The 14,297-nt window shown below is 58.7% G+C and carries 13 protein-coding genes and 1 tRNA gene; 6 read left to right on the forward strand and 8 right to left on the reverse strand.

Annotation, left to right across the window (positions count from 1 at the left end; genetic code table 11):
* Nucleotides 1-10 precede the first annotated feature (10 nt).
* From AC0V6V_RS10945 to AC0V6V_RS10965, 5 genes are all read right to left on the reverse strand, one after another.
* Complete coding sequence (locus AC0V6V_RS10945) at nt 11-2,566, reverse strand: HWE histidine kinase domain-containing protein (protein ID WP_486165421.1); 2,556 nt, start codon at nt 2,564-2,566, stop codon at nt 11-13.
* Entirely contained in the window at nt 2,563-3,321 is a 759-nt protein-coding gene (locus AC0V6V_RS10950; RefSeq protein WP_486165422.1) for a biliverdin-producing heme oxygenase, read from the reverse strand. The genes AC0V6V_RS10945 and AC0V6V_RS10950 overlap by 4 nt, the downstream gene beginning before the upstream one ends.
* Nucleotides 3,322-3,471: 150 nt before the next feature.
* Complete coding sequence (locus AC0V6V_RS10955; RefSeq protein WP_486165423.1) at nt 3,472-3,774, reverse strand: polyhydroxyalkanoic acid system family protein; 303 nt, start codon at nt 3,772-3,774, stop codon at nt 3,472-3,474.
* Nucleotides 3,771-4,520 (reverse strand): hypothetical protein, encoded by a 750-nt coding sequence (locus tag AC0V6V_RS10960; RefSeq protein ID WP_486165424.1) that lies wholly within the window; start codon nt 4,518-4,520, stop codon nt 3,771-3,773. The genes AC0V6V_RS10955 and AC0V6V_RS10960 overlap by 4 nt, the downstream gene beginning before the upstream one ends.
* 8 nt (nt 4,521-4,528) lie before the next feature.
* The gene (locus tag AC0V6V_RS10965; protein WP_486165425.1) at nt 4,529-5,740 is read right to left on the reverse strand and encodes a toxic anion resistance protein; all 1,212 of its coding nucleotides are present in this window, start codon (nt 5,738-5,740) and stop codon (nt 4,529-4,531) included.
* A 262-nt stretch (nt 5,741-6,002) separates the two neighbouring features.
* Here AC0V6V_RS10965 and AC0V6V_RS10970 point away from each other — a divergent pair, with 262 nt between their 5' ends.
* Nucleotides 6,003-7,637: a TIGR00341 family protein gene (locus AC0V6V_RS10970; protein ID WP_486165426.1), complete on the forward strand. Its 1,635-nt coding sequence runs from the start codon at nt 6,003-6,005 to the stop codon at nt 7,635-7,637.
* A gap of 396 nt (nt 7,638-8,033) precedes the next feature.
* On the opposite strand, the gene AC0V6V_RS10975 is transcribed toward AC0V6V_RS10970, so the two are convergent.
* A complete protein-coding gene (locus AC0V6V_RS10975) occupies nt 8,034-8,891 on the reverse strand; it encodes a hypothetical protein (protein ID WP_486165427.1) in 858 nt (285 codons plus the stop codon).
* Between the two features lie 158 nt (nt 8,892-9,049).
* Complete coding sequence (locus AC0V6V_RS10980; RefSeq protein ID WP_486166332.1) at nt 9,050-10,783, reverse strand: fatty acyl-AMP ligase; 1,734 nt, start codon at nt 10,781-10,783, stop codon at nt 9,050-9,052.
* A gap of 236 nt (nt 10,784-11,019) precedes the next feature.
* Between AC0V6V_RS10980 and AC0V6V_RS10985 the strand changes: the two genes are divergently transcribed.
* The 4 genes from AC0V6V_RS10985 (at nt 11,020) to AC0V6V_RS11000 (ending at nt 13,128) form a co-directional block, all read left to right on the forward strand.
* Complete coding sequence (locus AC0V6V_RS10985) at nt 11,020-11,586, forward strand: regulatory protein RecX (RefSeq protein WP_486166333.1); 567 nt, start codon at nt 11,020-11,022, stop codon at nt 11,584-11,586.
* Entirely contained in the window at nt 11,583-12,113 is a 531-nt protein-coding gene (locus tag AC0V6V_RS10990) for a DUF192 domain-containing protein (protein ID WP_486166334.1), read from the forward strand. The genes AC0V6V_RS10985 and AC0V6V_RS10990 overlap by 4 nt, the downstream gene beginning before the upstream one ends.
* Before the next feature lie 98 nt (nt 12,114-12,211).
* The gene (locus AC0V6V_RS10995; RefSeq protein WP_486137400.1) at nt 12,212-12,637 is read left to right on the forward strand and encodes an NADH:ubiquinone oxidoreductase subunit NDUFA12; all 426 of its coding nucleotides are present in this window, start codon (nt 12,212-12,214) and stop codon (nt 12,635-12,637) included.
* A 5-nt stretch (nt 12,638-12,642) separates the two neighbouring features.
* Nucleotides 12,643-13,128: a DUF2155 domain-containing protein gene (locus AC0V6V_RS11000; protein WP_486165431.1), complete on the forward strand. Its 486-nt coding sequence runs from the start codon at nt 12,643-12,645 to the stop codon at nt 13,126-13,128.
* Here the strand turns inward: AC0V6V_RS11000 and aat are convergent.
* Nucleotides 13,077-13,811: a leucyl/phenylalanyl-tRNA--protein transferase gene (gene aat / locus AC0V6V_RS11005; RefSeq protein ID WP_486165432.1), complete on the reverse strand. Its 735-nt coding sequence runs from the start codon at nt 13,809-13,811 to the stop codon at nt 13,077-13,079. The two genes, AC0V6V_RS11000 and aat, sit on opposite strands and share 52 nt — an antisense overlap.
* Before the next feature lie 103 nt (nt 13,812-13,914).
* On the opposite strand from aat, the gene AC0V6V_RS11010 reads away from it, so the two are divergent.
* Nucleotides 13,915-13,990, forward strand: a tRNA-Trp gene (locus tag AC0V6V_RS11010).
* Nucleotides 13,991-14,297 lie beyond the last annotated feature (307 nt).

The following is a 14,297-nucleotide window of genomic DNA, read 5'->3' on the forward strand; positions in this document are numbered from 1 at the left end:
GCGCGCTAGCCTAGGCCTCGCTCACTCCAAGCACGTGGCTGATATCTTCGCGGCCATAGGGCTTTCGCAAGAGCCCGTCTGCGCCGATTTCGTCCAGCTGGTTTTCCATCTCGCCATAGCCGGTTGCGAGCACGAATGGCACGCCAGCCTCGCGTAGGGCGCTCGCCACCGGGGCGCTGGATTCGGTGCCGAGGTTAAAATCGAGGATCGCAAAGTCTGGGCGCCGCTTGCTCAGCTCATTCAGCGCACCGTCGACGCTGCTTGCGACCGCGACATGCTCCACACCCAGGCGTTTGAGGCTTTCCTCGGTGTCGAGTGCGATGATCATGCTGTCTTCAACCAGCAGAACCGATTTGGGCAATTTGGCAAGCTGCGCCGCCTTGGCGGCCGCAATCTTGCGTTCTTCTTCGGTGATATATTCTTCGGCTTGCGCCTCAGCCTGCGCGATAAAGTGCGCTGGAATCACAAATTTCGCTTCTAGGCCGGTGAGCTTAAAGCGGACATCGGCCTCTCCCTTCAGCTCATAGGGGATCGAGCGTTCAATGATCGTCGAGCCAAACCCGCGCCGCGTTGGCGGCTTGACCGGCGGCCCGCCTTGTTCCTTCCAGTGAATTTCCAGATCGCCGCTGGTGGTGTGGTCGAGATCAATCGAGAGCTTGCCATGGCTATCACACAGGCTGCCATATTTGGCCGAATTGGTGACCAGTTCATGCACCACCAGCGCGAGCACGGTGTAGGCCTCTGGCTTGATCAGGACTTCCTCACCGTTCAGCATCAGCCGGTCGCGTTTCTCGTTGAGATAGGCCTGCAGCTCCGTCTTCAGCAAAGCGGACAGCGGCGCGGGCGCCCAATTCTCTCGCGTGATATTGTCATGCGCGCTGGCCAGCGCATTGATCCGGCCGCCAATGATATGGCTGAAATCAATGATGCTGCTGGCGTCATGTTGAGACTGGTTCACCAGGCTGCGGATCAGATTAAGGATATTGCGCACGCGGTGATTGAGTTCTGAGATGAGCAGCTCTTGCTGTTCCTGTGCCCGGCTGCGTTCGCGCGCGACTTCGTCTGTCATGCGCAAGATCACTTCGAGCAGGGTCACCCGCAGGCTCTCGGCGATTTGCAGCTCTGGCTCGGTCCACTCCTCGCTGGTGCCCTCTATCTCACTGCGCCAAGCTGCAAAGCTGCCGCGTGGCTCCAAGCGCTCACCCTTTGCAGCTTTCGCCTTTTCGGGATCGCCCGCCCAGGTGACAACCCGTGTGAGCGGCCTGCGCCACAGCACCAGAAAGTCGCGCGGCGCACGCGAGATCGGCAGGAACAGCGCCCCGCCGGCCACATCCTGCAATTCCTTCGCCGCCGGAATTTCGTCTTTGAGCGTATGGGTGGAGATAATTGTGCTGATCGCCGCGCTGTTGAGCGCGGGCAGCAGCGAGCGAAACTGCTCTTCACTCGGCGCGATCCCGCTGGAGGTGTAGACCCCGTCGACCATCACGGATGAGCCATCATGCGGGATGACGTTCTTGAGCAGCTCGTGCAGCATCGGCAGGTTCTGGCTGAGCGATGCGCCACCGGCCAAGCGGACCATCAATTGATCGTGCAAAGCCTGCCCGCGCTTGCGTACCTGATCCGCCTCATCGATCAGGATCCGGTCGAGCATCAGCGAGAACATTTGCGAGAACATCTCTCCCACCGTGCGCAGTGAGAATGCGGGCACACGCGGCGAACAATGGTGGCCGGAGATCAGCCCCCACAGCTTGCCCTGTCGCACGATGGCAATCGAGAATGACGCATCCACGCCCATATTGACGAGATATTTCATGTGCATGCGCGAATGCGCGCGCAGCACGCTCATCGATAGATCGAGCGGTTCGCCCGTTACGGCCACCTCAGGCTCGATCGGCACTGGCTCTGCCTTAGTGTCGCTGATTATGCGGAAGCGATTGCGCTGAAACAGGTCGCGCGCCTGCTGAGGGATGTCGGCGCGCGGATATCTAAGCCCCAGGAATGGCTCCAGGTCGCTGCGCTTTTCCTCGGACACAACTTCACCGCTGCCATCATTTTGAAAGCGGTAAACCATCACCCGGTCATAGCCGAGCATTTCGCGCACCAGCTTTGCCGCGTGATCGCACAGTGTTTGCACATCGCGCAGCGGCTCCAGCTTAGAGATCAGCGGGCCGATGAGCGCCAGATGTTCGGTGTATTTGTCCGTTTCATGCGGTTCAAATTCGATGATGATCTTCGGGCCAGCAGAGTGCAGCGCGATATCAAACAGCTCACCGCCCGCGCTCAGGCGAACGCCAAACAGCCGCTCCACCTGATCGACCTGTGTGACGCGGCCAATCCCTTCGCGCAGAATTTCGAGCGCGCGCGGCTGAAAGATCGCGGCGAGCTCCTCGCCTGGCTCCGGGTTCTTCTCAAGCCCCAAAAGCTCGGCGCAATTGGCGGAGCGATGCGCGATGTACCAGTCGGAATTGAGCGCGATCAGCCCGCCAAAGGGTTGGACAGCGGCGATGTGGTGGATCGCCTCGCGGTCGCACTCGGTCAATTCCTGCTCAGTTGCGGAGAAGCTCATACGGGCTCTTTCGTCGTCTTGGGTTTTGCGCCGGCCTGGTGGCTCTCATTGGCGCAGTCTTCGGATGGTATCAGTGTGTCGTCTGCGCCAGCGTCATCAAGCATCGGGGGCGTTTCTGGGTCGCAGACTGGTGCGCAACTGTCTTGTTCCGCCTTAGCTTCACCGCGCTGCTTCGCCACAGCGATGAAATGCGCGAATGTCGCTTGCGCGGCCTCAGTCGCCGCATTGGCTGCCTCGGCGCTGGTCGGTGCCTCAATGCCGGGCCGCATCGCGTTCCAGAAGGCGAGCATAGCGTCATCGCCCAGGAATTTACTGGGCCAATCATCATGTCCATTGCGGCGAAGTTCGTGCAGGATCGAGCGGTTGCCCAGGGATGATCCAGCCAGCACCCAAGCGACGCCTAAAATGCTGGCCTGTGCATGAGGTCCGGCGATGTTAAGTTTGAAATCAGATGTATTTGCGGGAAGCTCCACGCAAAGCGCGTCCAGATCAGAGGCGATCAAAGGAGATTGCGGGGGTGGGCAAAGTCCCTCAGGGGCATGGGCTTCCAACCAATCTTCCACGGGGCGCCGCGCAGCATGTTGCAGGCTAAGAAAGGCAGCGTAATCGACCGAGGTGGTCCAGCCAGTGGCCGCGCGCATCGCCTCATCAAGCTGGTCGTGCGTATGGGCCGTCGCCTCGCGCAGGATTGCCCGCAGACTTTTGGTATCGGTAGGCTGCTCGATAGCGAATGCTCCCCGTAGCGGCCGCGCCATTCACCATAAAATAGGCGCAGCACGAGCGCTAATGGCAGGAAGTTATCGCTGGCGCAAATGCTTGGTTGAGATGATCCATCCGATCTGGATCAAATTAAAGTACAGTATTCAGATCGATTGTGCCAAACGCAAGTGAGTAAAAGATCCGGTTCAGCGCTTTTCGAGCAGTCGGCCGCCTTCTTTGCGAACGGCCTTTTCAATTAACGGTTTGGCCATGCTTAAGATTACTGGCAGTTCAAACTCAATGATCGCCTGCGTATCTTCCACTTCTACAAAGCCGGTCACACTATGGCCGAAAACACTGACTTGCAGGTCCATTCTGTCTTCATGCGGCCAAGACGTTTCGACCTCAGCCATGCCTTCGGGGAAAAATCCGCCAATTTCACCGGCATGTTCGTGCATGCGGCGGCGAACTTCCTCGCGCCCCAATTCGTGCGGCAGGGCAATCCTCATTTCGGTGTGTCCTCCAGCGCCTCAGCCCCGCCATAACGGTATTCGAGATAGCGGTCTTTGATCGCCAGATCGTCGAGCGCGCCCTCGGCCAGGCGGCGGGTCACGCGGTCTAGCTCGCCGCTGATCTTGCCAAGGCTGTCAGCCAGACGGTCATCAGCCGATTTGCCGACATGATCTTCGCGGCGCAGATGCTCCGGGATCTTGCGGTAATTGTCGATCGTCTCAGGGATGTACTCGCCCACCAGCTCGCGCACTTCGGCGACGCTGGGATGGGATTGATCGACGGTTGCCAGTTGCAGCCCCAGCGCATCCAATTGCACGCCCAGCTGGTCGACCAGCTTCACCGCCGGTGCGGGCAGAGCCGGGCGCTGAGCCTCCAGCCACAGCTCGGTGCGGGCGACCATCTGCTTGGGCTCGCCTTGCTTGAGCTCCGTGCGCTTGGGTACTTTGACCTTGGGGTATTGGCTGAGCAGATAGAAGGCACCGAGGGAGGCGATAACTGCGGCTAGAAAGCCCATTGTGCCAAGCCCACCGATAACCGCGCCCAAGAAGCCTAAGCCAACCCATAAAGCGACGACCCCAAGAACAGCGTTGCGCAAGCGCTTTAGCCAATTGGTCTTCTTTATTCCCGCCGACCCCTTACCTATGGAATCGCCGGGCCGGTGCGTGCCGCCTTCGCGCTGCACTTGCAGGCTCTTGCCCGCCGCGCTCAGGATCTGGTCCGATTGTGTGGTGGTGTCTTGCATCGCCAGCCTTAGCTATCCAGCGCCAGCAGTGACGGCTCAGAGGCGACCTTGGCCTCAGCCTGTGCTTGGCCTTCCGCGCGGGCGATATAGCCTTTCGATTTCTCGACCTCATCGGTCAGCACAGTGACGGTTTCCTTCATGCTGGCAAGCGCCTTCACCTTGAACTCGTCAACCTCGTCCATCGTGTCATAGATGTTCTGGAAGGCGCGCTGCAGCGTTTCCAGCGGAATGGTGCTGGAGGCGGCTTGCTCGTGGATTTGGCCGGTCTGCTCGCGCAGCAGCGTGCTGGTGGAATCGATAATGTCGCTGGTGGTCTGGTTGAGCGCGGTGATCTGGCCGAGCACAAGCCGCTGGTTGGTCATCGCCTGAGCCACCGTTACCGCGGTGCGCAATGCGCCCACGGTGGTGGTGCTGGCGCGGTCGACGCCTTTGACCAGCTCGACATTGTTTTTCTTCACCAGATCAAGGCTAAGATAGCCCTGAACGCTGACGGCCATTTGCGTGAGCAGATCCTGCGTGCGCTGGCGGACATAGAACAAAGCGCTCTCGCGCAGGGCTTTTGCCTTGGCCGGGTCGGTTGCATCCAGCTCATCGGCTTTCGCTTCGAGCTTTTCATCGAGCTTCTTGGCGATGTGGATCATCTGCTCCAACTCGCCCATTGCCGCCCACAGCTTTTGCCGCTCGACATCAATCGCTGCATTGTCCTCGTGCAGCTCTTTCTTGCCGGAGGACAGCCGCTCCAGGATGGCCTGAATGTGACCCTGCGAGGAGGTGTAGCTGTCAAAATAGTTTTGCAACTTGTTGCCGAAGGGGATGATGCCAAACAGCTTGCGCGGTGCCAGCAGCTTGCCCTTGCGTCCCGGATCGAGGTCTTCGACGGTGCGGCGCAATTCAGCGAGATCGGCGCCGACTGTGCCGTCGCCGTCCATTGAGCGCACGGGGCGATCGAGGAAGCGGTTGGACATGGCGGCGGCGGCGCGGATTTGCTCCTGCCCCATGCGGGTAATCTGATCGACCTTCTCGCCAAAGGCCGGTGAATTGGCGTCCTCAGCGACGAGTTCCGTTACAAAGCCGTCAACCTTCTCATCGAGCTTGGACTTCTTTTCCTCATCCACTGGCACCAGGCCTGCGGCCTTTTCAGGCGCAACCGCTGGCACGGGATCCGGCGGGCTCAACTCAAAATCGGTGGCCGTCTTGGTGGTGGTTTCCGTCGTATTCATCGGGCTTCTTCAACTCCCTGAAGTCGTGGCTTACGCCAGCCTAAATGCTGGTGGCAGCGGCTTGAACTGGCTGCATCTCTCTTACTGTATTAGTAATCTAAGACACACTATTCAAGATATTGCCTTATCGCCGGGCATGCGTCCATCCAAAAGCGCGCAGGCGATGGCTGCGTGAAAAGCGGGCTTTTGCAAGTATGCTTTTGTTTGCGCGCGTTTCCGCGTAACCGGACTGGCGTGAGCATAGAAAGACACGGACATAATCATGAGCAATAATGGGGATCGCAGGGCGGACTTGGGCGAGGACCAGGATACCGCGCGCAATACGGGGCAGGGCTCGGCCATGGCGGCGGCGTCATCGGCTGCCGGCACGTCTGCGGCTTCTAAGGCGACCGGTCACCCCGATCCGATCCCATCTAAATCGAGCTTTTCGCGGGTGCTGTTCAGCTGGCGGCGGTGGTGGCTCGAAGATGTCGTCGGCACGGTCCAGCAATCAAGCGTCATTGAGAAGCGGCGCGAGGATTGCGCGCTGTCGGAACGCTATCTGTTTATGACTGCGATGAGCGGCGGGATCGCGATCCTCGGCCTGCTGCTGTCCTCACCAGCGGTTGTGATCGGCGCGATGTTGCTCTCCCCGTTGATGGGGCCAATTATGGGGCTCGGTTTTGCTCTGGCGATTGGCGATTATGAGTGGCTGAAACAATCTGCGCGCAGCCTCGCTTGGGGCAGTGTGATGGCGGTGGCGCTGTGCGCGCTGATCGTGTTTTTCTCCCCGATCCAGACGATCACACCAGAGATCGCGGCGCGCACCCGGCCCAATCTGTTCGATCTGATGGTTGCGCTGTTTTCCGCGCTGGCGGGCGCTTATGCGATGATCCGCGGGCGTGAGGGCACGATTGTGGGCGTGGCGATTGCGACCGCTTTGATGCCGCCACTGGCGGTGGTTGGCTTTGGCCTGGCGACGTCCAACTGGACGGTCTTCTCCGGCGCGCTGCTGCTCTACGTCACCAACCTGATCACGATTGCGCTGGTCGCCTGGGCGATGGCGCGCCTCTATGGTTTCCGCCACGCGCTCAGCCAGCGGCAAACGTACTTTCAAAACCTCATGGTCGCGGTGGTCTTCATTGCACTCGCGGTGCCGCTCGGCCTGTCGCTCAGCCAGATCGCGTGGGAGGCCAATGCTCAGCGGATCGTTCGCAGCGAGATCGTCGAAACCTTCGATGATCGCTCGCGGCTTAGCGAAATGGAGATTGAGTTTAGTGGCGACGGGCTGGGCGTGAACGCCACGGTCCTGACGCCGCGCCTGCGCGCTGATGCGGAGACCGATGTTGAGCGCGCTTTGATGACGCGGCTGGGGCGACCGGTCGAGTTGACCCTGACGCAATACCAGGTTGGCACCAGCGCCAGCGCGGCTGAGGAGGCTGAAATCTCTGCCACCCGCGCAAACGAAGAGGCCGCCGCGACAGCGCGCGCAGAAAACTTGGCACAGCGATTGGCGCTGGTCGCGGGCGTTCCAGCTGAGGATGTCTTGGTTGATCGCACCCGGCGCAAGGCGATGGTGCGTTCACAACGCCTCGAAGGGGCGTCTTTGTCCGCCTATCGCACGCTGGAGCAGCGGATCGCCGCAACAGAGCCGGAATGGACAATTGAGCTGCTGCCGCCGATGGGCCGCTTGCCAAGCATCATCGCGTTTGGCGAAGATGGACCAACGCCTGAAGGTATGCAGGCGCTGAGCACGATTGAATGGGCGGCCAAGCGCATTGATATACCGGTTGTGCTGTCAGGCAATGAGGAAGAATTGATGCAGGCGTCCGAGATTCTATCCCAGCGCGGCGTTGCGCCGCAGATTGAGATCACGCGCGGCCCGGTCAATGCGCGCTGGGGTTCTCCGGGGGAATAAGGCTTTTGCCCGGTGCGGCACCGAAACTTTGTTTAGATTATCGCCGTTCGCCCTGAGCTTGTCGAAGGGCTGCTCTGTCTTTTTGGCGCAGTTACAAAAGAAGAAGGGCAGGGCTACGACAAGCTCAGCCCAAACGGTTTAGTTCGGCGCTGTTACGCAGCCAGTTCCAGCGGCACAATCTCGCCTGACAGATACAGCTTCTTCGCTTTTGCGCGGCTCAGCTGATGGCGGAAACGGTCTTCAGGCCAGCATTGCGGTGAGCCCAGGCACCGTGCGTGCTGGGCTATTCTGTCTAAATGAGCCTGCGCGCTTTCGCGTTATGCAGTCTGTTAGTGGCTAAGATTGAACAGGAACCGATACCTGTGACTACTTGCAGTATGGCTTGGAATAGCCAAGTCAGCCTGTACCACCTTCCTCGCTTGTATTGCGCTCCGTACCGACTTCAGATCCGGTACCACCAGTTGTCTGTTGATCTGCGATATTTTCACTAGTTGATCTTGGGCGTGTCTGGATTTGATCTTTCTCGATGGCGGTACGAACTAAGCGCAAAATGCTGGCCGGCGTGCAGATCATCTGGTGGTCAATCAATTCCTGTACGGCTGGATCAAATCCACTGGGTTTGTTAGCCAGCGCTTCATCTTGGTCCTCTTTTAGTTTTTTCATAGTCAGACCACGCACGGCATCGATATTGTCTGAGTCGAACAGAAATTGTTCTTCATAAAGATCAATTCCAGCGCTGGTCAGCGTAGTGCCGACAGCCAATAGGGCAAGCGCATCACTTTCTCGTCGTTCACTGCCAAAATTGATTACCGAAAAAGTTCCGGCTATTGCTGTCGTCAAAGGTTGGACAAGCCCACGAATTGCTTTTGCATTTGTCTGTCTAGATGCTTTAACAGCAAAGAAATCATTACATCGCGTCTTGACCAAGGTGAATCCGCTTTGCATCATTGCTCTCGCGTCACTTCTCTCATTACCGGCACTTGAGTGAAGGGATTTGCAAACATTGTTAGAGAAGTTGTGAGATAAATTATACTGAGCTAAATTATCTGTAGGATATTTTTTTTGGCCGTTTCCCAAGTTTATGACTTTGTTTTGTTGAAATTTTCCTTGCTTACACTGAAAGTTATCTTTGCCAACTGCACCATCAATATGAGCAAGGCGAACGGGACGAGGTGGGCCAATAAAGCCGGGCGTATTACACGCACTTAGGCCAAGGCTTGCGGCGGATGCAAGAATTATTGATTTACGAATCATTTTAGAGCCCCCTCTGTTACTACAAAGAGCGCAGAATAGTTATAGGGAGTCAACTAACTTTGTATTACAGGTTCTAAAACTTCGAATATCTTGCGTTCTGGAAAGTCAGTGCCGCAGTGAAGTATTCATACTAGAATTAAGTAGGGTAATCTGAAGAACTACGCCGCCAATTCCAGCGGAACAATCTCGCCTGACAGATACAGCTTCTTCGCCTTCGCGCGGCTGAGCTTGCCAGAGGAGGTGCGCGGCAAGGTGCGCGGCGGCACCAATTCCACGACGCAGCTCATTCCGGTGACAGAGCGGACCTTGTCGGCGATCTGTTCGCGCAGGTAAATCCGCTCCGCCGGGTCAGAAACGCGGCAATGGACCAGCACAGCGGGCGCTTCTTCGCCATTGTCGGTTTCAATCGAGAACGCAGCGATGTCGCCGTGGTTGAAGCCGGGCAACTGCTCCACCGCCCATTCAATATCCTGCGGCCAGTGGTTTTTGCCGTTGATGATAATCATGTCTTTGGCGCGGCCGACGATGAACAAATAGCCATCGGCCAAATATCCCATATCGCCGGTGTCGAGCCAGCCATCGACGAGGCAATCCTCGGTCGCTTCTTCATTGCGGAAATAGGAATGCATGACGCTGGGGCCGCGGCACCAGACCTTGCCGATTTGATGATCGCCGCGCGCATGGCCATCTTCGCCGCGAATTTCGACTTCCATATCGGGCAAGGTCTTGCCGCAATTGACAATCGCGCGGTAGCGGGCCGGGCGCGATATATCTCGCGGCGTGCCCGACAGGCGCTCTTCCTCGACCAGCTCAACCCGAATGCCTTCGCCAGGCGGCATAACGGTGACTGCCAGAACTGCCTCAGCGAGGCCGTATGACGGGGTAAAGGCGCTTGCCTTAAAGCCAGCATCGGCAAAGGCGTTGACGAAGCTTTGCATGACGTCCGGGCGGATCATGTCCGCACCATTGCCAGCGACGCGCCAGCGCGAGAGGTCAAAACGTTCTGCAACATTGCTTTGGCTTGAAATGCGACGCGCGCAAATGTCATAGCCAAAGGTTGGTGAGTAAGAGAGCGTGCCGCCTTTATTGCGGCTGATCACGTCGAGCCATGCCAGCGGACGGCGGGCAAAAGCGTCGGGCTTCAGATAGTCGCCGGAGACCTGATTGGCGATCAGCGACAGGAAACAGCCGACCAGACCCATATCATGATACCACGGCAGCCAGCTGACGCAGCGCTCGTTCTCGCCCAGCTGCATGCTGGTGGAATGGCCATAAAGATTATGCAGCAAGGCCCGGTGCGTCACCGCAACCCCGGTTGGGAAACGGGTCGAACCAGAGGAATATTGCAGATAGCAAATGTCTTCTGGATCAGCCTTCGGCAGCTCGCATTCAGGAGCCTCGCGTTTCGCAAAGTCCTCATAGCTTTCGCTGGCGCAATCTTGGCGATCCGCCGCCGCGCTTGCCATTTCAGCGATCTCTTCTGGGTAGATCAGGATCTTCGGATCGGAGCTGTTCAATTGCACAGCGAGCTGATCGATGAAGCTTTCCTTGCCGCCAAAGCTGGTCGGCAGCGGCAATGGCACCGGCCACGCGCCAACATAAACACAGGCGCAAAACAGAGCGGCAAAGTCCGGCCCAGTTTCCGCGATCAGCGCAATGCGATCTTCCTTTCCAATTCCGCTCGCGATGAGGCGGCGGGCCATGACAAGAGCGTCTTCGCGAAGCTCAGAATAGGGATATACGCGCTCTAATTGTCCACGCATATCATGGAAGTTGAGGCCCTTTTGGCTCTTCGCAGCGTAGTCAATGGCGTCGTTGAACGTATCGAACTGCGCTCTGATGCGCGGCAATTCGCAATCATTCGGCGTCGGCGTCAATGCGGCGTCGGTCATAATTTTCTAGCGAAACCCGTCAGTTACAGCGCGGCACAGCACGCCAAATCCCGTCTGCGTTACGCGCTGGACATCATATCCAACACGCTTCACACTTAGGTATTTGATAACGAGTGTGGCACGAATAAGGCAAGATGGTTTCAAAAGATACCAAAGCGTTCTCGTCGCCCGGCGCTAAAAAGGGCGCAAGAAACGACCGAGCGAGCCGTAAACGCCGTCCGCTCGACGAAACTTCCTTGCGTGATTTGGCACTTTCTTATGTCGCTCGCTTTGCGACCAGTGGGGCGAAACTTGAGGCCTATTTGGCGCGCAAAATTCGCGAACGCGGCGTCGCGGGGGCGGAAGACGACGAAGACGGCGCTCAGCTCCGGCTCGATGTGCGCGCGATTGTCGAGAGGCTGATCGAGCTCGGCTATGTCGACGATGCGGCCTACGCCAAGGCAAAGAGCCGCGATATGATGGCGCGCGGCCTTGGCGCGCGGCGGGTGGATCAAGCGCTGTATGCGGCAGGCATTGAAGAAGGCGTGCGCAGCGATCAGGCGCCGAGCGAGGCAGCGGCCCGGCATGCGGCGATATTGCTCGCAAAGAAACGCCGCTTTGGCCCGTTTTGCCAGAAAGACATGGACCCCAAGCTGCGCGAAAAGCAGATTGCAGCAATGTTAAGAGGCGGGCATGACTTTGCCGCCGCGCGCTTTATTATCAGCGCTGAAAACGAGGAAGAGATCGAACAATGGTTAGCCGAGGCGCAGGACGAGGACGACGAGAGCCGGGAATTTGGCCGCACGGGCGGGGGGCTGTGGTGAGATCTGCCGCGTTCGTGCTCGCAGCCATGCTGACTGCATGTTCGCCCGCTGAAGCCGGGCCAGAGGCTGCGGGCAGCCAATCGGCTAGCGGCGGCGCCGATACGGCGCAGGCAAGCAATGAGGCCGTGCGCTATCATCCGGTCTCAACGCTGCAGGTGATCGATGTCACCATTGAAAGCGCGGCCGGCACGCATGTGTTCAACACAGAGCTGGCCATTACCCCGCAAGAACAAGCGCGCGGACTGATGTTCCGCACGGAGCTGGGCGATGATGAGGCGATGCTGTTCCCGTCTTACCCGCCAGAGCAGCGCAGCTTTTGGATGAAGAACACGCCGCTCTCGCTCGATATCATCTTCATCGGGACCGATGGCCGGATCACCAATATTGCCGCCAACACCGTGCCTTATTCGCTCGAATCAGTGCCTTCAAAAGGGATCGCCAGCGCTGTGTTTGAAGTGCGCGCGGGCCTGTCAGAAGAGCTGGGGATCAAGCCGGGTGACGCCGTTACCTACAAGCTGCCAGAGTAACCTGCGCTCTGGTTGGCGCGCGAAGGGCTACGAGAATGCCCAAATCCGCGTGCTGAGGCGCTTGAAGCCAGCCTCGAATCATACTAATCGCTTCGCCCATGGGATTATTCGGAAAAATCTTCACTTGGTGGGACGGCGCCACCATCGGCACGCTTCTGTGGTCTGGCCGCAATGGCGAGCACGTTGGCAGCGATGCGCAGGGCAATAAATATTATCGCCAGAGCAAGAACCCGCGCGCGGATGGCAAGCCTGATGGCTCCAACATCAGCCGCGAGCGGCGCTGGGTGATCTACAATGGCGCCAACGATTCCAGCCGGGTGCCATCAGAATGGCACGGCTGGCTGCACGGCTCGTTTGATGACGTGCCAGAGAGCAATCTGCCCCCGGCGAAGATTTGGGAAGCGGATTACACCCCGAACGCCACCGGCACAGCCCAAGCGTACCGCCCGCAAGGCGCGCTGGAAAAAGGCGGCAAACGCGCCCGCGCTGTCGGAGATTACGAGGCGTGGACCCCAGAGGGGTGAGCCTGATGCGCGCGGCCTTCATTCCCGTCTTGGCGCTGGCCTTGGCTGCGTGCGACAGCGGCGCTCCTGAAGCGGAGCCTGCCGCCCGCGCGACCGAAGTGCCCGAAGGCTTGGAAGGCTCTGAAGTTTCCGAAATTGACGTTGAGGAAGTCGAGGGCGCAACCCCGATGACCGAACGCGTGGCGACCATTGGCCTGCTGAACAAGCGCAACAATGTAAGCCAGGATTTTGAGATTAAGCCCGGTGAGACCCGCCGTTCTGGCCCGGTCGTAATCCGCTTGCAGGCGTGTGAGCGCACCGCTCCATGGGAAATGCCGCAGGAAACCGGCGCCTTTGTCCAGTTGCTGGTGCAAGAACGCGGCTCAGATGATTTCGGTACGGTCTTTTCCGGCTGGCTGTTCAAGAACTCGCCCAGCCTGAATGTGGTCGAGCACCCGGTCTATGACGTCTGGGTCAAAGACTGCGCGATGGCCTTCCCTGGCGAAGAGTGAGGCGGGGAATGAATGCCGGGATCGGCGAATTCTCTAAACGCTTGATTGAGACGGAGCCGAGGCGGCGCCTCGCGGGCTTGCTCGACCAATTTCAGATAGTCTGACTGGGGCATTTCTACCGCGCCCAAAGAGGCGAGATGGTCGGTCATGAACTGGCAGTCGAGCAGCTCATATCCCGCGTGCCGCAGCAGCGCGACGAGCCACACCAGCGCAACCTTGCTGGCATTGTCCGCGCGCGAAAACATGCTCTCCCCGCAGAACACCCGGTCGAACGATACGCCATAAAGCCCGCCTGCGAGGACTGGCGCGCTGGAGTCGCCCTCGTCCTCTGGCGTGATCCAGCATTCGATCGAATGCGCCGATCCATGCGCGTGCAGCTCTTTGTAGCTGGCAATGATCCGCTCGCTGATCCAGCTTTCTGGATGGCCCGGACGCGGCGCGGCGCAGGCCTGCATCACCGCGGCGAAATCGCGGTTGAGCGTGACGGTAAAGCGATCCTGGCGCACCGTCTTGCGCAATGATTTCGACATGCGAAACGTATCGAGCGGCACAATCGCCCGCTCACGCGGCTCGACCCAAAACACATCGGGATCATCGCGCCTGTCCGCCATTGGGAAAATGCCGCTTTGATAGGCCAGCAGCAGCATGTCGGGCGGGATCGGCGGAGGGAAGGGCGAGTGCATATCGCGCCTGCCTATAGCAGGATGACAGGCGGCCTCACCATAAGTATGTTGATCTTGTGTTGCCTATCGCGATTTGCTGATCTAATGCGCAGCCCGCCCATGCAGGGGCGTAGCTCAGTTGGTAGAGCGTCGGTCTCCAAAACCGAAGGTCCAGAGTTCGAGTCTCTGTGCCCCTGCCATTTTTCCCGCATTCGAAAAACAGCACCAGCGACTCGAGCGAGTTGTGCCTGCGCGCACACGCCGTTTGGCTGGGCGGCGACCCAATGCGCCACTGAAAACTGGCCCGCCGGAGAGATTGTCGCGTTCCGACAATTATTGGCGGGTCAATTGGGGGTACACCGTAGTTGAACGGTCGTTCCTTGCGAACGACTTTGAGCCATACGAAACCCCGGCCCGGCGCGATGACAATCTCGGTAGGCCAGCAGCATGGAGCTATTCATGGAAAGGCGTCTGTCAGGTGTAATCAGCCCAAGCGTCAGCAAGCGA

Source organism: Erythrobacter sp. S249 (assembly GCF_057364975.1).